Here is a 19,006-nt window from a genome sequence, read left to right on the forward strand (position 1 = left end):
GCTTTTTTTATTGCATGTCGAAAAGGGGGCAGTTGTGAATGAGCCAAGCGCACAGCTTTGGAAAAAGTTAAATGAGGTCTCAGACAAGTTGCAGAAAGTCACTGAGCAACTTGTCGAAGCGAACACGCTCAATAAGGGGTATCACGCTGCTTTAGAGCAAATGCGTGTCAAAGTTGAATTACTTGAACAGCAAAAATTTAAAGATCAGGGTGCAATTTCAATGCTCAAGTGGGGCTTGGGCTTTGTGCTAGGTGTGGCAATTTCAGGTGGTACGTGGACCATCAATTCCATTAATCAACTCAAACAAGATATGGCGATTATGCAAAGCCATCGTGAGGATAGTAAATGAAATTTATAGAACAAAATGCATGGCAATTCTTGTCAGTCAAGCTCCCTGTATTGGGGGCTTTTTTATTGCTTGTACTTATTCCAGGCTTGCAATGGGCAGTTGATTTTAAATTGATACCTGTTGAATACCATGCTTATGTGACCGGTGGTGTCATGGTGTTTCTGTCATGGCTTGGTAAAAAATGGTATCAGCCAAGTCTGCATCAGCCATTAGGTTTTGTCGCTGTTACAGCAGGGCATAGCAATACAGATCCTGGTGCTGTGAACGGCAAAATTAAAGAGTCTGAACTTGTGACAAATTTCCGTAATGCGGTGGCCTTTTATTTGCGTGAAGCAGGAATTGCAACAAAAACGGATGGTACGAATAGTCGAAATGACCCGTTATCATCAGCCTTAAAACTGATTAAAGGCTCATCCATTGCTGTTGAATTTCACATGAATGCAGCAACTTCAAAGCAAGCAAACGGAATTGAAACGATTGCACTGCCTCGCGATAAAAAACTAGCTCAAGATTTATCGGCAGCCGTGGCCAGTGCATTAGGTAGTCGATTGCGTGGTGATAATGGATGGATTGACCAAAGCAAATCGGCCCGTGGCAGTTTGGCATACATCAATGCTGGCGGTTTGATTGTCGAGTTAGGTTTCATTTCAAATGAAGCTGAATTGGCAGCATTCCAGGCGCGTTATTGGATTGCAGCAAAAGCTGTGGCCAAAGTTCTAATTGAATATGAAAAAGGGGCATAACACATGGCAGCAATAACTATTGCAAGCGCACTTTCTCCAATTGTGGATGCTTATGGTGTTGGTCGTGAAATCGTTCAAACGACTGTCAATGCTATGGATGCAGCAGAAAAGGAGCGAGATTCAGGTGCCGATAAAAAAGCATGGGTATTGGCTTTTGTTAAATCATTCGTGACTGATTTAGGACAAAATTGGGAACGTTGGGCGAAGGTGATTATCACGTTTATTGACTTCGCAAAGTCCGTATTTAACAGCAAGCGTTATAAGTAAGTGGTCCAATTTTATACATGCCCTTGGTCTTCGGACTAAGGGCATCTTTTTTGTTTGTCTTGCAACTATTTTGCAACTATTGATTTTTATATAATTTATAAATTATTGAATAAATTAGAATTATTTTATATTTTCTGCCAATCCATCATGGGCGCGACCGAAATACGAGGCTGTAAAGATTGCAGATGAGACATAACGACCTAAGACTTCAAACAACGAGAGCGCGGCATTATACGGCTTTTGGGTAAAAATCGACAGCCCTAAGCGTCTTGCTTATGTTTTATATACAGTTGATCCAAAAGTGCAAAGACGCCAGCCATCAGTACTAAGCTTAAACCAGCCAAACAGCTCATGCTCCAACCGCCCTGTTGCCAAGACAAGACTCCAAGCGCAGAACCACACGCACCACCAATAAAATAGGTGGTCATATAAATCGAATTAATCCGAGATTTGGCATCAGGGCGTAAACGAAACACAATGCCTTGATTGGCAGTGTGCACCATCGCTAAGCCTAAATTAATCACGGCATAACCTAAAATATAACTCAGCAGTGACACCGCACCGCCATATAATAATGCCCAGCTAATTGCTAAAGTCACTAAGCCTAAAAGTGTGAGTAATTGGGTACGACCACGATCAGCAAAACGTCCTAAATAACTACTCGAAAGTGCACCAAATACACCAACCAAGGTAATTAAGCCCACCCAAATATCAGTTAAAAAGAATGGTTTTTGCGTGAGTAATACAGCAATCGTTGAAAATAAAATGCTCATCGCAGCAAAACAGCAACCCCCAATCAAGGAGCGTAAAGCCAAACGTGGTTCTTGTTGTAACAGCTGACCCATGGAACGGAAAATGTCAAAGTAGCTTAATTTTAAACGAAGCAAATAAGGCAGGCGTGATTTCAGTAAAAAGGCTAAAACCAACATGAGTGAGCCACTGAGCACGTAAATCATCTTCCAATGCCAAAGCTCAGATAAAACACCTGCAATACTGGTTGAGAGTAAAATCCCCACCAATAGGCCACTCATTAAAAAACCAATCACTTGTCCGGTTTTTTCAGGCTTTACTGCCATGGTAGCCAAAGGAATTAAAACTTGGGCTGCCACCGAAAATAAACTGGCCACAATGGTGCCAAACCACAGCATATAAATATTGTTCGAAAATGCCGAGATAAATAAACCGACTGAAGCCATTAACATCAACAGTGGAATAAATTTAGTTTTATTAACAATATCGCCAATTGGCACAATCAACAGTAAACCTAGCGCATAAGCCACTTGCGCAAAGGTTACGGTTAAAGCCACTTGTGATTCAGGTACCTGAAAATAGTTTTGAATGGAACTAATTAAGGGCTGACAATAATAGTTGGTGCCGGCACATAAGCCACAGGCGATGGCCATAAGCCAAAGCAGCGCTTTGTCTTGACTAATATCTAAATTTTGCTGCATTTAGGCTGTCTTTTTCGCAAGTGTAATCATAAGAACCCCCACAATATTTAAGGCGCAGCCCAACCATTGAATGGCATTCATATATTCGCCTAGAAAAATCGTGGCTAAAATAATCGTTAAAATTGGGCCAATGGAGGCAATCATGGCAGATTGAGCAGGCCCCAAACGCTGAATACTTTGTGCCATTAATATGGTGGGCAATACCGTCACAAAAATTCCTAGTGCAATGCCATAGTACAGCACTTGAGTGGGCAGTTGGGCCATTAATTGTAGCGGCTGCGGTGTGGCCACAGCAAAATGCACTAAGGTGCCCACACAGGCAATGCTCAGTACCAAAGCATTAAAATGCCATGAACCAAACTGCCGAATTAAGCGTGGTGTCATCAGTAAGTAAGCAGCAAAACACACTGCACTGGCAAAGACCAAACTCGCACCCAACCAAAAATCACTGTTATGGGGGGTATTGGCTTGCTCTTGCAGCATTACCAGCACAGTGCCGCCATAGCTTAAGGCCAGCGCCAGCACAATTTTGAGCGTCAATTTCTGTTTAAATAACACACTGGCGGCCAATACAGTTAAAGTTGGATATAAAAATAAAATAATCCGTTCTAATGAGGCGCTAATAAACATGAGCCCCATAAAATCGAGCCAACTTGAAAAGTAATAACCTAATAAACCTGCTGCCCATAAAATCAGCCAATCTTGCCGTGTAATCCTTTGTTTTTGATGACGACTCAGCCATGCAATGACTAAAAAAAATGGTAGTGCACTGGCCATTCTAAGTGCCACTAAGACTGTGCCATCCACCAACGGTGAGAGTGCATAGGCTTGTTTAATAAAGATGGCTTTACTGCTAAATAAAAAAGCAGCACAAATGGCAAACAATGCACCAAGTTGGCTCGAGGTCGGGGCAAGAATCATTCTATATTTCAGCCATATGTAATAAGGGGCAGTTGAATGTGGAGGCAGTATTTTAACTTTTGCGTTTGAATTTAATAGCGATACCTAAAATTTTAGGGTCACTTTATCATAACTTGATAAAGCCACCAATGTTGTTCCTATAAAGAAAAGTTAAGTGATTGATAGTATTTTGATATGAATTTTGCATTGTTTTGGTGCAAAAATAGACAAATGAGACCAATTCATTGTCGACCTATATCACTATAAAAAATATCAACTCATTTTTTTTCAAACCATTTGTAACATTACTTGAGACTTTTGCCTTACAGACAAGGTATTTGTCCTGTGTATTTTGCCCAGTACAACATGTTAATGATGTATGACTGCTGTGCTTAAATGGCATCAAGATAAATTTGACTTTGATCTGAATTGATCAAAACATGCTAAAAATAACATGGTGTAAAAAATAGGCTAAATATGGTTGTTTCAGCAGCTATTTGTTAACCCTAGCTGTAATGCTGATTTTATGATCAAGTGTTACACGTGAGTAAAATGAGATGAGCTATTTTAGAATATTTAATGATCAATCACACAAAAGCAGCCATGACTTAATAAAAAATCGCAACAATTAAATAATGATGTGATTTTTTTTATGAATCATCAGTTCATAGTTTTAATATTTATTAAATAAATACTAGGTAGAAATAGAAAAAATTTCCATTAGAATCAAAAAAATCAACAAAAAATAACCAAAGGGAAAACACCATATTTGTGGTGTTTGCTTGACAAAAACTAGCTTGAGGGACGCTCATGCAGATCGGAATCCCAACCGAGACAGTAGCCGGTGAACATCGTGTTGCTGCCACACCAGAAACTGTAAAAAAACTCATCAGTGCAGGTCATCACGTGGTGATTGAACGTGGTGCTGGTGTTCGTGCTGCTTATATTGACAGTAGCTATGAACAAGTCGGTGCTAAAATCACTGAAGATGCCTATTCTGGCAGTGAAATTATTTTAAAAGTACGAGCCCCGAAAGCTGAAGAAATTCAAAAACTTCCGCAGGGCAGTCACGTGGTGGCGATGTTTGATCCCTACCGTAATCCCGAGCTAGAACAATTTGCCAAGCAAAATGTCACAGCATTTGCTCTTGAATTGTTACCACGTACTTTGTCGCGTGCGCAAAACATGGACGTGTTGTCATCACAAGCCAACCTTGCTGGTTATAAGGCAGTGTTACTGGCATCCAATGAATATCAACGCATGTTCCCAATGCTGATGACAGCGGCAGGCACAGTCAAACCTGCGCGTGTGGTGGTGATGGGCGTGGGTGTGGCAGGTTTGCAAGCGATTGCCACAGCCAAGCGTTTAGGCGCTGTGGTTGAAGCCACGGATTTACGTCCGACAGCCAAAGACCAAGTCGAGTCTTTAGGTGGCAAGTGGTTGGATGTGCCCATGTCTGAAGAAGAACAACAGCGTGCTGCAGAAGCGGCCAGAAACGGTTATGGCTGGATGCCAGGCGAACAATACATTAAAGACCAAGCCGCAATTGTCGATAAAGCGGTTGCCAATGCGGATATTGTGATTACCACGGCATTGCTACCAGGTCGCGATGCACCGCGTTTAATCAAAGCAGAAACAGTTGCCAAGATGAAACCAGGTTCAGTCATTTTAGATATGGCTGTGGAAACTGGCGGTAATGTAGAAGGCTCTCAATGTGGTGAAACCGTTATCACTGCCAATGGCGTGAAAATTTTAGGCGTACCCAATATTCCGGCTACGGTTGCCACAGAAGCATCGGCCCTTTATGCCCGTAATGTGTATAACTTTGTTGAAACCTTATTTGATGCAGAAAAGAAACTATTTTTAAATCAAGAAGATGAAATTCAAAGAGCGTTAATGATCGCCCATGGTGGTCAAATCCTACTCAAACGTGGTTAAGGAGCAAACATCATGGTTGAAACAATTACAATTTTTGTCCTTGCCATTTTTGTAGGTTACTACGTGGTGTGGGGCGTAACGCCTGCTTTACATACGCCGCTGATGGCGGTGACCAATGCTTTATCTTCCATCATTATTGTGGGCGCGATGATCCAAACTGTAGGTCTACCTATGATTGGTGTAGAGGGCAGTGTGGATTTTCAAAGCATTAACGTAGTGAGTGTACTCGGTGCAATTGCTGTGTTTTTAGCCAGTATTAATATTTTTGGTGGCTTTGCCGTAACGGCACGTATGCTAGAAATGTTTAAACCAAAACAAAAGAAAAAAGAGGGCTAAGCGATGGAATTTATTCGAGACTATGCGGATTGGTTCTACCTGATTGGCGCGGTTCTTTTTATCTTAACGCTACGTGGTTTATCGGGGCCGAAGACTGCGATTACTGGTAACCGCTATGGTATGCTCGCCATGGCGATTGCGGTACTGACCACCTTCTTTGTGGCCGAAAATCCAGTGGTTTGGATGATTGTAGGCGCTATGGTGGCGGGTGCTATCGTTGGTATTGCGCGTGCGCGTACAGTGCCAATGACGCAAATGCCTGAAACGGTTGCCTTAATGCACTCACTGGTAGGTTTGGCTGCAGTCCTCATTGCCATTGCCGCGATTATTCACAACAATAAGCTGATTGCGGTTGGCCCTGATGTATTGGCAGCCAATGGTGTCAATTTTCATGCCATGAGCAGCGTGCATTTATTTGAACTGTTTGTCGGTTGTTTTGTCGGTGCAATTACCTTTACAGCCTCTGTATTTGCTTATGGCAAATTAGCAGCGAAAAAATGGGCTAAAACCATTAGCGGTGCATGGGTTAAACCTGTACAGGCGTTAATTTTCATTACGATGCTGATTTGTGGCTTTACTTTCTTTAGCACAGGCAGTATGCCAGCATTCTGGGCCATGACCGCTTTAGCTTTAGTATTTGGCTGGGTATGGATTGCACCAGTCGGTGGTGGTGATATGCCAGTGGTGGTCTCATTGCTAAACTCATTCTCGGGTTGGGCAGCAGCAGGGATTGGTTTCACGCTCGAAAACAATATGTTGATTGTGGCGGGTTCACTGGTGGGTTCATCGGGTGCAATTTTATCTTACATCATGTGTAAGGCCATGAACCGTTCTATCATTAACGTATTATTCGGTGGTGCCATGGGCGGTGCAGCTGTGGCCAGTGCCGATGCGGGCGAAAAAGTACAACGTAATTACCGTTCAGGTTCTGCCGATGATGCAGGCTTCTTAATGTCCAATGCCGATAGCGTGGTAATTGTACCGGGTTATGGTATGGCACAGGGGCGTGCGCAAAATGCGGTCAAAGAACTGGCAAATTTGCTCAAAGAACAAGGTGTGACGGTACGTTTTGCCATTCACCCTGTCGCGGGGCGTATGCCGGGGCATATGAACGTATTACTTGCTGAAGCAGATGTACCGTATGAAGATATTTTGGAAATGGATGAAATTAACTCAGACTTTCCAGCCACTGACGTGGTGCTAGTGATTGGTGCCAATGACGTGGTTAACCCTGCGGCAAAAGATGACCCAACCTCACCAATTTACGGTATGCCAATTTTAGAAGCGCATAAAGCACGTACCACGATGGTGATCAAACGCTCTATGGCAACTGGTTATGCCGGTTTAGACAATGACTTGTTCTATAACGACAAAACCATGATGGTATTTGGTGATGCCAAAAAAGTGGTAGAAGATATGACCAAGGCCATTAATGGTACAGGTCACTAAAAATAACCGCCTGAGGGCGGTTTTTTTGAGGCATTAAAAAAGCGACCATTAAGGTCGCTCTTTGCTTTTTAAGCCACAGTTTCTGGCTGAGTGCGCCATAAACTTTCAAGATCGTAAAATTTACGTGCTGTAGGTAGCATTGCATGCACTACCACAAAACCTAGATCAATTAAGATCCATTCAGCATCTTGTTCGCCTTCAATACCAAGAGGGCGGAAGCCTGCTTTACGTGCTTCTTCAGCGACGTTATTGGCAAGCGCCTTTAAATGACGGGTTGATGTGCCGCTAGCAATGACAATAGCATCTGCAACGTTACTGATCGTGCTGACATCTAATGTCACGATATCTTTAGCTTTTACATCTTCTAAAGCTTCGCGTACAACATCTAAGCATGCTTGTACGTCTTTAGTTTGAGAATTCATTGCGAGATCGTGAGAATTAGAAGCGCTGGGCGATGGTTCTAAATTCATAAAGGTTAATATTTCCAGACAATAACTCACCTTCTAATATAGCGAATTTAGCACTAAATTTCAAACCAGCATCCGACAAACTGTTTAACTACTTGGAAAATATTGTGCTTTCCATTCAAAGGAATGCTGTGACTGACTTTGCGGACGATATTCTGCGGCCACATAGCCTGCGTAAGCGCTGGATTGCAAATAGGCAAAAATCGCCTGATAGTCAATGTCACCTGTACAAGGTTGATGACGGCCAGGACAGTCGGCAAATTGAATATGTCCAATCTGTTCAATATTTTCTTGTAAGGTAGTCAGTACATCTTCGCCCATCATGGCCATATGGTAGCAATCATATTGCATCTTTAATTGAGGATGTTGCACTGCTTCTAACATCTCTTGGGCCTGAGCAATATTTTGTAGCAAAAAACGCGGCATATCTGTGCCATTGATCATTTCAAATACGGGCTGAATATTAAGCTGGCTTAGCATTTGACTGGCAACTTTTAAGTTACTGGCCAGAGTGCATAAACATGGCAACAGATCTACATCTAACGGTTGCTTGCCCGCTAAAATATTGACGCTTGGTACATCAAGCGCCGTGGCATATTCAATGGCCTGTTGCACAGCTTGGCGAAACTCAGGCTCCTTGCCTGGGATACCTGCTAATCCATTGCCGCCTTGCATCAAGTCGCCAGCAGGAACATTAATTAAACAGAGGCTTAAGTTATGCGCACGTAGTTGCTGTTGAATTTGGGCAATAGAAAGCTCATAAGGAAATTGAATTTCAACATGCTCAAAGCCATGTTGACGCGCAAGAGCAAAGCGCTCAATCAGCGGCACTTCAGTAAAAATCATCGACAGGTTAACAGCGAGTTTCATGTTTTATTCCTGATTGGCCTCGACTAAATGAATGACGGTAGCTAGGTCTGCTTGACTATAGCCTTGATGTTGATGGCGTTGCAGTTGCGATAAGGCCTGAGTAGCCACAGGAATAGCCAAATCAAAATCTTGTGCCAATTGCACCGCATTATTTAAATCTTTGGCTAGGGTTTGTACTTTCCATTGTACGGGTTCAAAGGTATGGGTCGCCATCCGCGGGCTTAAAATTTGAAAGGGTTTGGAGTCGGCAAAGCCACCTGCCAATGCGGGTGCCAGTAAAGTAGTATCTACGCCTGCTTGAGCTGCCAATGCCACAGCTTCGGCAATTAAGGTGCTGTTGGCAGCGACAATCAATTGATTGCAAATTTTAGTGGCTTGGCCTGTGCCGCTGTCGCCCATACGGGTCACACGTTGTGCCAGCACCTGATAAATCGGTGTTAAATCTGCAATAGTCGCGGCATCACCCCCAGCAAAGACCACCAAACTGCCTTGTTCAGCACCTGCTGTGCCACCGGATACAGGTGAGTCAATCCAAGTGATGTGTTTGGCTTTGGCGGCTTGGGAGAGGCGCTGTGTTGCCGCGACGGATAAACTGGAAAAATCGACAATAATCTGATTGGCTTGTAAGTGAGATTCAATTTGCGCATAGACGCTTTCAGCGGCTAGATCATCTGCCACACATAATAAAATCACTGGATAAGTGCCAATATTGGCTAAATCAAGCGCATGCGCCCCTTGTTCAAGTAGTGGTGTACAGGCACTTGCAGTTCGATTCCAGACCGCAATTTTAAATTTTGCCTCAATTAAGCGCTTTGCCATACGGCTGCCCATTAGGCCTATGCCTAAAAAAGCGATTTTTCCTTGTGCTAATTGCATACTTCCCTCTATTAAAATTGTCGTGGTAAAAATTCAATCTGTGGGTTTTTATCTTTTTGTCGTGCTAAACGACTGTTTTTGCCCAATAATAATTTTAGCTGCCAGATTTTCTCTAATCTTAAGGCCTTATGTGGGGCATGTTGCATGGCATCTAATACCCGTTTAGCAGCATAAATAGCATCTGGCGAGCGGCTGCAGATCTCCTGTGCTAGATGCTTTGCCTGTTGCAAAGGCTGCTCAGCTAAATGGGTCACTAAGCCAATCTCTTTTGCGTAATTGCCATCAAAAATACGTGCAGTTAGCGTCAATTCTTTGGCTAAATCTAAAGGAATTAAACCTGAGAGTGAGCGAGATAGCCCCATATCTGGCACCAAACCCCAACGACTTTCCATAATTGACATTTGTGTATTTGGATGTGCAATACGGATATCAGCGGCTAAAGCCAGTTGCATACCTGCACCAAAGCAATAACCTTCAATCGCGGCAATGACAGGTACAGGCAGCTGTTGCCAAATTAAAAAGGCTTTTTGAAATAAACTTTGTCCGGGTTTAATCAGCTCCCAGGTGGCAAAAGCACGATTTTTACTGTTATTTAAGTCGGCAAGGTCAATGCCGGCACTAAACACCTGTGCTTCGCCAGTTAAAATTACCGCGCGTAACTGCCGATTTTTTTGTAATTGTTCGGCAGTTTTAACCAAGTCTTTAAGTAAAGCAAAGCTCATGGCATTGCGTTTTTCAGGACGGTTTAAACGCACAATCGCAATGCCATCTTGGTATTCGAGTTCGATATGGGCCATATTATTCTCTTGTTATTGCTTTTGAGGTGAGCATAACATGCGCCAACCGCAAAAAATTAGTCTGCTTGGTTTTTTAGCATATGTTGTGCTGCCAGTCGGACTTCATCAATACGATGGGTTAATTCCTCAAAACGGGTTTGGGTTGCTGCAATAAAGGCTTCATCGGCAATGCGTTGTTCCTTACGCAAAATAGAGATGAATTGCTCAAATTCCCCCGTGATCTGTTGCAAACGCGGCGTACCTACATAACGCGTTGCACCATATAGACGATGTAATACATGTTCTAACTGTGGAAAATCTTCTACTTCAATCAGTTCCTGCATTTCACTGAGTTCTTTATCAAAGCTTTCTACTAGCATTTTGAGTAAATCTAAGGCTAAATCTTCTTTATTGGCCGCCAATTGTAAGCTTTGTTGCCAGTTTAAGATCTCAGGGTCAATCATAGGTGGCGTACTGACGCTATCGAGACTCAGATTTTTGGCATTAAAACTTTGTTTGGTCCACTGGGTGAGAATCTGAATAATTTGTTCAATTTGAATGGGCTTAGTGACATAGTCATCCATGCCATTTTGTAACAACTTTTGCTTTTCATCGGCTAAAGCATGTGCGGTTAAAGCAATAATTGGTAAGCGTTTATGGTGCTCAATGGTCGACTCCAGCGAGCGAATAGCGCGTGTGGTATCAATGCCTGACATCACGGGCATTTGAATATCCATAAAAACTAAATCAAATGCCGGCTGCGCGTGTTGCAATTGTTTTTCTAAAATACCCAAAGCTTCTTGACCACTTAAAGCACGCGTCATTTTGACATTGAGTTCGCCTAAAAGTGCTTCTAAAACAATTAAATTGGGTAAATGATCATCGACAGCCAAGACATGTAGGCCTTGGCCATTAAATTGCTCAAACGCTTCTTCAACAAAGATTTCTTGATTGCTGAGTAATTGAATCAAGGCGCTACGGCTTAAAGGTTGATACAGTGGACGCGCTTGATGTTCGTTTAAAAGCTGCGGTTCTAGTTGCATTTGGTAGCCATAAACCGCTAAGTTACCGCGATAACGATGACGAATTTCGCGTAATAACGCTTCACTATCACCACTATGATCAACAATCAACCATGTGTTTTCATTGGCATCAAAACGATTTAAATCACTAAATAATTCTAAAATCGAACCTGATTCGGTGTGTTGTACACCATAGTTTTCTAAATAATGGCGTAATACATTGGCTGTGGCCGGATGTGCCAGATACGACAACACATGGATATGGCTAAAGTCAGGATGTGGCGTGTAATCTTCTTCGTTGACACCAAACATGGCAGTAAACCAAAAAGTTGAGCCTTTTTCGGTAGGTGCACGTTCTTGGTTATCTTCAAAGCCAATATGTCCGTGCATTAAATGCACCAATTGCTTGGAAATGGCTAAACCTAAACCCGTACCACCAAATTGACGTGTCACAGAGGCATCACCTTGAGAAAAGGATTCAAACAGCTTTTTACGATCAGTTCCGCTTAAGCCAATACCACTATCTTGGACGCTAAAGTGCAATAAACATTGCCCAATGTCGTCATGTTCCATACGCACCCGCACAATGATGTCCCCATCTGGGGTAAATTTAATCGCATTTGAAATCAGGTTGGTCAGCACTTGTTTAAAACGTAGTGCATCGCCAATCACATCTTTTGGAATGTTATCGGCATAGTAAAAGGCCATGGCAATATGTTTTTGCGCGGCAAGTGGTGACAGCATATCCATGACGTCAAAAATGGCTTCTTCCAAATCAAAGGGCGCAGTTTCTAGTTCTAATTTGCCCGCATCAATTTTAGAAAAATCTAGTACATCATTAATCAGAGCCAATAAATGAGCTGAGGATTTACGAATGGTTTGTAAATAGAGGTTTTGCTCAGTAGATAAATTGCCTTGTCGCAGCAATAAATGGATAAAGCCATCAATACTATTTAAAGGAGTGCGTAATTCATGGCTAATGTTGGCTAAAAATACCGATTTCGATTGGTTGGCTTGAATTGCCTGATCGCGTGCTTGGCGATAGGTAATATTTTGTACCTCTAGGGTATCTAAGGTACGGCGTAAGTCGTCTTCAGTTTGTTCGGTGTGTTCTTTGAGCTCTAAAAAGCTGTAATGTAAGCGCTTGACGACATTGGCAATATCGCGCTGTAGTAAGCGTAACTCACCGGTACTGTTAATGACGATGTGCTGATCTAAAGTGTCTGCATTTAAGCGTTGTAATTGCATGCGTACTTCATACATCGGTGCAATCCAGCGCCGTGAATAGAAGTTTAAGCATAGAAGTAACAGCAGTAAGGTCAGTAAACCTGTAGCAATTAATACAATCAATACCCGATAACGGGCAATTTGCAGTGGCTGATTATCCAATTCAATCATCAACCACGCCACTTTATTCGGTGCTTGATGAATGGCCATTCCATAAATATGACTATCTTTATGTTCTATAGGGCCTAAAAAACTGGCATTGGCGGCAGCTTTAGGCCATGGATCGCCGGCTTGATCGCCCAAACTCAAACGATTTTGTCCACTGGCATCAATAATTGCCGTTCGGATGACATGTTTATTATTCATCATGGTTTGCATAAAAGTGCGACCATGATCGTAATGCAATGGATAATAATTGAGTAAAGTGATGGCTTGTTCAGCTTGGGTTTGAAAGCGGGTTAAAATCGCAATGGCCATTTGCCGTTGCTGTGCTTTGGCGGCATTGGACGTTTCAATTAAAACTAAAGCTGCGCCCACGCAGGCCAAAATCATAATGGGGACAAAAATGAGCGCAATCAGTTGCCCGTAGGCATGGTTTAAATGTAAGCGCTTAAATAACTTTTTATTGATATTGGGCATGATTAAAAAGGCAGCTTTTGTTTGCCGATGAGTTTAGCATGCTTTTTTTTAATCTGATTAGGCTTTGAGCGAGTTAAAGAAAAAGCCTGCTAAATGGGTGCAGAATCAAGCATTTTTTCATACAATAGGCACACCTCGATAAAGGTGCAAATAATGAGTACGACAACCCCTGATTTTCAAGAAGACGAATTTTTACTGGATCATTATGTGGGCAAAACCCCACTGGTGCGTTTACAGCGTCTGGCAAATCACACTCAAGCAACAGTATTGGCCAAATTGGAAGGCAATAACCCAGCAGGTTCAGTCAAAGATCGTCCTGCCTATAACATGATTATGCAAGCAGAAAAGCGTGGTCAGATCCAACCGGGTGATACGTTAATTGAAGCGACGAGCGGAAATACAGGCATTGCCTTAGCAATGGTTGCAGCGATGCGCGGCTATAACATGAAACTCATCATGCCAGCTAACTCGAGTCAAGAACGTAAAGATGCCATGGCAGCTTATGGTGCTGAGCTCATCGAAGCAGACAACATGGAACAGGCGCGTGATATGGCGCTACAAATGCAAGCTGATGGCGTTGGTTTGGTACTGAACCAATTTGGCAATCCAGATAATGTAGAAGCACATTACCTGACCACGGGGCCAGAAATTTGGCAGCAAACGGGCGGTAAAATTACCCATTTTGTCAGTTCAATGGGCACTACGGGCACCATTATGGGGATCTCAAAATACTTAAAAGAACAAAACCCAAATGTCCAAATTGTCGGTTTGCAACCTGCTGAAGGCTCCAATATTCCCGGGATTCGTCGCTGGCCAACTGAATATCTACCGACCATTTTTGATGCTTCACGCGTCGATCGTATTATGGATATTCCGCAAATTGAAGCGGAAAAAACTGCGCGTCAATTGGCACGTACAGAGGGCATTAGTGCGGGCGTTTCTTCAGGCGGTGCAGTTTGGGCATCGATTAAAATTGCTGAACAACATCCAGATGCAGTGATTGTATGCATTGTCTGCGATCGCGGTGATCGTTATTTATCTACTGGCTTATTCTCAGTCCAAGACTAAGATTGAGCAACGTCTATAGGGTCATATTATGCGTTTACCGGTATTAGTTTTTGATATTGAAACCTTAACCGACAAAAAATCAGGTGCGCATTTATATGACCTTGATTTGCCAGATGCGGATTTAGATGCTGCTTTGGCCAAGTTGCGGCGGCAAGAAGCAGGTACAGACTTTCAGCGTTTACCGCTACATGAAATAGTCTGTATTTCTGGGCTATGGATTAACGAACAAGGTCAGATGAAATTGTTTTCGTTTAGCCAAGAGCATTATACTGAACGCGAAATTTTACAAAAATTTTTATCGATCTTTGATAAGCGCTATCCAACCTTAGTTAGTTGGAATGGTTCACAATTTGATTTGCCAGTGATTTTGTACCGCGCCATGTATCATGGTTTATCTGCGCCAAGTCTTTTCGATCAGGGCGAAATTGATAACCAAAAACGCTATAATAACTATCAGAACCGTTACCATCAGCGTCATGTCGATTTAATGGACGTGCTGGCCATGTTTAACGGACGTAATTTCCAAAAGTTAGATGATATTGCCCATCTGTTAGGTTTTCCGGGTAAACGTGGTTTACCGGGTTATCATATCCCTAAGTACGTGGCCCAAGGGCAGTGGCTAGAATTAACCAGCTATTGCGAAGGCGATGTGCTCAATACTTGGTTGGTGTTTTTACGCTGGGCACTGTTAAAAGGCTTAATTACGGCACAAGACCATCAAACTTGGATTCAACACAGCATCGACTATTTACAGAGTCAGCCGCAACATACCGAATTTTTACAGGTATGGCGCCAAAACTCACAACACACTGCATTTACTGCGATTGATTTCTCCCCAGACAAAAATTAGGTATCCATGAAACACAGAGCTAAACCTCGTCCTATGCCACAACCCAAGTACATTTTTCAGGTTGAATCGCTATCACATGAAGGACGAGGGATAGCGCACTATGGCAATCATCCTGATCATCCGAGTGATAAACACGGTAAAAAAGTCTTTATTGAGGGTGCTTTACCGGGCGAAACGGTACTGGCTCAGATTACCAATGTCGTAAAGCGCCTAGAAGAAGCTGACTGTGTAGAACTGATCAGTGAACCTTCAGTAATACGTGTAGAGGCGGCATGTCCGCATTTTGAGCGTTGTGGTGGCTGCAATATGCAGCATATTGCTAAAGATGAACAAATTCGTCTTAAGCAAGAGGTATTAAAATCGCATCTGACCCATTTTGCAGGTCTAGAACCAGAAAATTGGTTGGCCCCGATTCGCTCACAACGTGAAGATTACCGTCGTAAAGCACGCATTGGGGTACGTTATGTGCCAAGTAAAGATAAGTTAGTGGTCGGCTTTCGTGAAAAGCAGAGCAATAAACTGACTTCAATTGATCGTTGCCTCATTTTGGATCAACAATTTGGCTCAATTACCCGTTTAAAACAACTATTACAAAGTTTGGCTGGCAAAGCAGCTATTGGTCATATCGAACTGGCCATGGGTGACCAAGAGGTGGCCCTCGTGATCCGACATTTACAGCCTTTAATTGCAAATGATGTCAACCAATTGCGCCAATTTGCGTTAGACAAGGGTTGGCAATTGTATTTACAAGGCAATGAAGACCCAGCATTAGTGCGTGTTGATCAGCCTGAAGCAGCGAAACGTTTACACTATAGTTTGCCTGATTTTGCGCTCAACTTTGCTTTCCATCCGCATGATTTTACTCAAGTAAATTCAACAGTTAACCCACAAATGGTGCAGTTGGCATGCCAATTGCTAGAGTTGCAGCCCGGTGAGCGTGTTTTAGACCTGTTTTGTGGTTTAGGTAACTTCTCTTTACCACTGGCACGTTGTGTAGGGGAGACTGGGCAGGTGGTTGCGGTAGAAGGGAGTCAAGAAATGGTCGAGCGTGGCACAGAAAATGCCCAACTTAACCAAATTCAGCAGATTCAGTTTTACTCACAAGATTTAACACAAGATTTTTCGCACCAATCTTGGGCGAAACAAGGTTTTGATGCATTATTAATTGACCCACCTCGTGCTGGCGCCGAGCAAGTGATGCATTATGTGCCCAAGTTTGGTGCAAAACGTTTGGTATATGTCTCGTGTAATCCTGCAACGCTGGCGCGTGATGCAAAAGTGTTAGCAGAACATGGATATCGCTTGATTCAAGCGGGTGTGATGGATATGTTTACACATACTGGCCATGTAGAATCAATTGCTTTATTTAAAAAACACGAAATAGACAATTTATAAATTTATAATATGATACAGCGTAACAGAGAAGTAGGAGACGGGTATGGTCACAGTACGTGAACAGCTTCCAGGGCGATTAAATGAATTGTCTGAGGAAACGACTGTTGAGCATGCCGAACAAGCTCAGCAAGATCTGGCCGAATGGCTAGATCGCGTCCGCGCTATTTTTGATGGTGCTGAACTTAAACAACTCGAAGAAGTTGCCCAGTTGACCTTACAACGTGAGCTTAAAAGTACGGTCAATCATCGATCCAATACCTTCTATACGGGTTTAGAGATGGCCAATATTTTGGCCCATCTGTATGTGGATGAAGATACCTTATCGGCAGCGATGCTCTACCGTGGTGTACGTGAGGGTGTGATTTCGCTTGCAGAAGTACTCGAGCGTTTTGGTGCACAAGTGCATAGCTTAGTGACGGGCACCTTATCTATGGGTAAGCTTTCTGAACTGATTGAAAAGAATAAGCGTCTAGAAGATCACTTTAATAATAACCAGCGTGAACATCTGACCGGCATTTATAAGATGCTGATTTCTGTGACTGAAGATGTTCGAGTCGTATTAATTAAGCTGGCAGAACGTACTTATGCGCTACGTGAATTGGCCAAATCACCCAAAGATCGTCAAGAACGTGTAGCACGTGAGATTCTCACCATTTACTCACCACTGGCGCATCGTTTAGGCATTGCCCAGCTCAAGTGGGAGTTGGAGGATTTAGCTTTCCGTTATTTAGCGCCAGAGCGTTATAAAGAAATTGCCTCACTCCTTAATGAAAAGCGTTTAGAGCGTGAGCAATATATTCAGTTTGTGATTGATAAATTGCGTAATGCTTTACTCGAATATGGCATTGAGGCGGAAATTAATGGTCGAGTGAAACATATCTACTCGATTTACCGCAAAATGAAGAGCAAAGATTTAAGCTTTGATCAGCTGTATGACATTCGTGCTTTACGTGTTTTGGTGAAATCCATTCCTGAGTGTTATCACACGTTAGGTATTGTGCATCAAATGTGGCGGCATATTCCGCATCAGTTTGATGACTATATTACCAACCCTAAAGCCAATGGTTATCGCTCATTACATACTGCGGTGATTGCCGAGAACAAATCTTTAGAAGTGCAAATTCGTACCCTTGCCATGCATAACGAAGCAGAGCTTGGGGTATGTTCACACTTTAACTATAAAGAAGGCTCAAAAACCACGGATCATTCTTTTAATCATCGTTTGCATTCGCTTCGTGCAGTGCTTGAGCATTATCAAGAACGTAATGATGCAAGTGCCCATAAAGAAGATGACACTGAAGAAAACTTTGAGCAAATCCAAGAGTTTGAAGATTTTGAGAAGATTTATGTGTTTAGTCGTGATGGCGACATTAAAGAGTTACCACGTGGCTCTACAGTCTTAGATTTTGCCTATCATGTGCATACGGAAGTGGGCAATAAGTGCTATGCCGCGCGCGTCAATCAGCGTTATGTGCCCCTGACTTATACCTTAAAAACGGGTGAACAAGTTGAGATCTTAACCAAAAAAGATCGTGAACCGAACCGTGACTGGTTGGTGAACTCACTTGGCTATATCAAAACTGCCCGTGCACGGGATAAATTGCGCCATTGGTTCCGTCAGCAGGATCGTAGTAAAAACTTAGAAGCGGGGCGTGAGATTCTTAATAAAGAGTTATCTCGTTTAGCCATTCATCCAAAAAGCATTGATTTGGCAGATTACTGTAATCATTTCAATGTCAAAACGGGTGATGATATTTTAATTGCCTTGGTTAATGGTGATGTCAGCCTGCATGCTCTGATTAATCAGGTCAACCGTCATATGCATCTGGATCAGGATGAACCTGAACTGGTGTTAAAACCAACCTTAAATCCACGTGCTAGTCATACCTTGTCGGCACACGGCATTTTAATTGATGGTTTAGACAATGTTGAGCTGCATATCGCGCAGTGCTGTCAGCCTGTCCATGGTGAATCAATTGCCGGTTATATTACCTTAAACCGTGGCGTCAGCATCCATAAAGTGGCTTGCCCTGATTATCTGCGTATGATTCAAAATGAACCAGAACGTGCGGTGGAAGCCGATTGGGAAATGCAGCCGACTCGGGGTCAAAGCGTGCAAATTGTGGTGGAAGCCTATGACCGCCGTGGTTTACTCAAAGACTTAACCCAAGTGATTTTCTCGGACCAAATTAACATTCGTCAGGTGAATACCATTTCAGAAGCGGATGGTATTGCCAATATGAAACTTTTAATTGAAGTCAAAGGCTTGGCGCAGTTATCGCGCTTATTGGCGCGTTTGGAGCAACAACCGGGTATTATTAGCGCTCGCCGTTTAGTTCAAGGTAACTAAACCAAGTGCAAGAAACCAGCAATTTCGGTTGCT

General features: G+C 42.8%; 17 protein-coding genes. 10 read left to right on the forward strand and 7 right to left on the reverse strand.

Going from position 1 to position 19,006, the window contains the following annotated elements; genetic code table 11:
- The first annotated feature begins 34 nt into the window (after nucleotides 1–34).
- Genes AC5YCD_RS04750 through AC5YCD_RS04760 form a run of 3 tightly spaced genes read left to right on the forward strand, consistent with a single transcriptional unit; the run spans nucleotide 35 to nucleotide 1,359 of the window.
- On the forward strand, nucleotides 35–349 hold the full coding sequence (locus AC5YCD_RS04750) for a hypothetical protein (protein WP_180078701.1): 315 nt from the start codon (nucleotides 35–37) through the stop codon (nucleotides 347–349).
- Entirely contained in the window at nucleotides 346–1,092 is a 747-nt protein-coding gene (locus tag AC5YCD_RS04755; protein WP_496128926.1) for an N-acetylmuramoyl-L-alanine amidase, read from the forward strand. Before AC5YCD_RS04750 ends, AC5YCD_RS04755 begins: the two co-directional genes overlap by 4 nt.
- A 3-nt stretch (nucleotides 1,093–1,095) precedes the next feature.
- The gene (locus AC5YCD_RS04760; protein ID WP_297423951.1) at nucleotides 1,096–1,359 is read left to right on the forward strand and encodes a hypothetical protein; all 264 of its coding nucleotides are present in this window, start codon (nucleotides 1,096–1,098) and stop codon (nucleotides 1,357–1,359) included.
- A 260-nt stretch (nucleotides 1,360–1,619) separates the two neighbouring features.
- On the opposite strand, the gene AC5YCD_RS04765 is transcribed toward AC5YCD_RS04760, so the two are convergent.
- Together AC5YCD_RS04765 and AC5YCD_RS04770 are read right to left on the reverse strand one after the other, a co-directional pair.
- Complete coding sequence (locus AC5YCD_RS04765; RefSeq protein ID WP_496128927.1) at nucleotides 1,620–2,810, reverse strand: MFS transporter; 1,191 nt, start codon at nucleotides 2,808–2,810, stop codon at nucleotides 1,620–1,622.
- Entirely contained in the window at nucleotides 2,811–3,731 is a 921-nt protein-coding gene (locus AC5YCD_RS04770; protein WP_496128928.1) for a DMT family transporter, read from the reverse strand.
- Between the two features lie 789 nt (nucleotides 3,732–4,520).
- Here AC5YCD_RS04770 and AC5YCD_RS04775 point away from each other — a divergent pair.
- The 3 genes from AC5YCD_RS04775 to AC5YCD_RS04785 are packed head-to-tail and all read left to right on the forward strand — an operon-like array spanning nucleotide 4,521 to nucleotide 7,433.
- Nucleotides 4,521–5,648: a Re/Si-specific NAD(P)(+) transhydrogenase subunit alpha gene (locus AC5YCD_RS04775; protein ID WP_496128929.1), complete on the forward strand. Its 1,128-nt coding sequence runs from the start codon at nucleotides 4,521–4,523 to the stop codon at nucleotides 5,646–5,648.
- A gap of 12 nt (nucleotides 5,649–5,660) precedes the next feature.
- On the forward strand, nucleotides 5,661–5,984 hold the full coding sequence (locus AC5YCD_RS04780; RefSeq protein ID WP_496128930.1) for a proton-translocating transhydrogenase family protein: 324 nt from the start codon (nucleotides 5,661–5,663) through the stop codon (nucleotides 5,982–5,984).
- 3 nt (nucleotides 5,985–5,987) lie between these two features.
- The gene (locus tag AC5YCD_RS04785; RefSeq protein WP_496128931.1) at nucleotides 5,988–7,433 is read left to right on the forward strand and encodes an NAD(P)(+) transhydrogenase (Re/Si-specific) subunit beta; all 1,446 of its coding nucleotides are present in this window, start codon (nucleotides 5,988–5,990) and stop codon (nucleotides 7,431–7,433) included.
- A gap of 68 nt (nucleotides 7,434–7,501) precedes the next feature.
- Here the strand turns inward: AC5YCD_RS04785 and rsfS are convergent, their stop codons facing one another.
- From rsfS to AC5YCD_RS04810, 5 genes are all read right to left on the reverse strand, one after another.
- On the reverse strand, nucleotides 7,502–7,903 hold the full coding sequence (rsfS, locus tag AC5YCD_RS04790; RefSeq protein ID WP_496128932.1) for a ribosome silencing factor: 402 nt from the start codon (nucleotides 7,901–7,903) through the stop codon (nucleotides 7,502–7,504).
- An 84-nt stretch (nucleotides 7,904–7,987) separates the two neighbouring features.
- Nucleotides 7,988–8,770: a hydroxypyruvate isomerase family protein gene (locus AC5YCD_RS04795; RefSeq protein WP_496128933.1), complete on the reverse strand. Its 783-nt coding sequence runs from the start codon at nucleotides 8,768–8,770 to the stop codon at nucleotides 7,988–7,990.
- 3 nt (nucleotides 8,771–8,773) lie between these two features.
- The gene (locus AC5YCD_RS04800; RefSeq protein ID WP_496128934.1) at nucleotides 8,774–9,646 is read right to left on the reverse strand and encodes an NAD(P)-dependent oxidoreductase; all 873 of its coding nucleotides are present in this window, start codon (nucleotides 9,644–9,646) and stop codon (nucleotides 8,774–8,776) included.
- An 11-nt stretch (nucleotides 9,647–9,657) separates the two neighbouring features.
- The gene (locus AC5YCD_RS04805; RefSeq protein WP_496128935.1) at nucleotides 9,658–10,443 is read right to left on the reverse strand and encodes a crotonase/enoyl-CoA hydratase family protein; all 786 of its coding nucleotides are present in this window, start codon (nucleotides 10,441–10,443) and stop codon (nucleotides 9,658–9,660) included.
- Between the two features lie 56 nt (nucleotides 10,444–10,499).
- Nucleotides 10,500–13,310, reverse strand: coding sequence for a GacS-like sensor histidine kinase (locus AC5YCD_RS04810; protein WP_496128936.1), 2,811 nt, complete (start codon nucleotides 13,308–13,310; stop codon nucleotides 10,500–10,502).
- 153 nt (nucleotides 13,311–13,463) lie between these two features.
- Here AC5YCD_RS04810 and cysM point away from each other — a divergent pair, with 153 nt between their 5' ends.
- The 4 genes from cysM to AC5YCD_RS04830 are packed head-to-tail and all read left to right on the forward strand — an operon-like array spanning nucleotide 13,464 to nucleotide 18,973.
- Nucleotides 13,464–14,378 (forward strand): cysteine synthase CysM, encoded by a 915-nt coding sequence (cysM, locus tag AC5YCD_RS04815; protein WP_496128937.1) that lies wholly within the window; start codon nucleotides 13,464–13,466, stop codon nucleotides 14,376–14,378.
- Nucleotides 14,379–14,406: 28 nt separating this feature from the next.
- A complete protein-coding gene (locus AC5YCD_RS04820) occupies nucleotides 14,407–15,228 on the forward strand; it encodes a 3'-5' exonuclease (protein WP_496128938.1) in 822 nt (273 codons plus the stop codon).
- Nucleotides 15,229–15,234: 6 nt separating this feature from the next.
- Nucleotides 15,235–16,623, forward strand: a complete 1,389-nt coding sequence (gene rlmD / locus AC5YCD_RS04825; RefSeq protein WP_496128939.1) for a 23S rRNA (uracil(1939)-C(5))-methyltransferase RlmD — start codon at nucleotides 15,235–15,237, stop codon at nucleotides 16,621–16,623.
- A gap of 43 nt (nucleotides 16,624–16,666) precedes the next feature.
- Nucleotides 16,667–18,973 carry a RelA/SpoT family protein gene (locus tag AC5YCD_RS04830; RefSeq protein ID WP_496128940.1) on the forward strand — a complete coding sequence of 769 codons (2,307 nt, stop codon included), beginning with the start codon at nucleotides 16,667–16,669 and terminating at the stop codon, nucleotides 18,971–18,973.
- Nucleotides 18,974–19,006: the final 33 nt, after the last annotated feature.

This window comes from Acinetobacter sp. CY05, assembly GCF_059515805.1.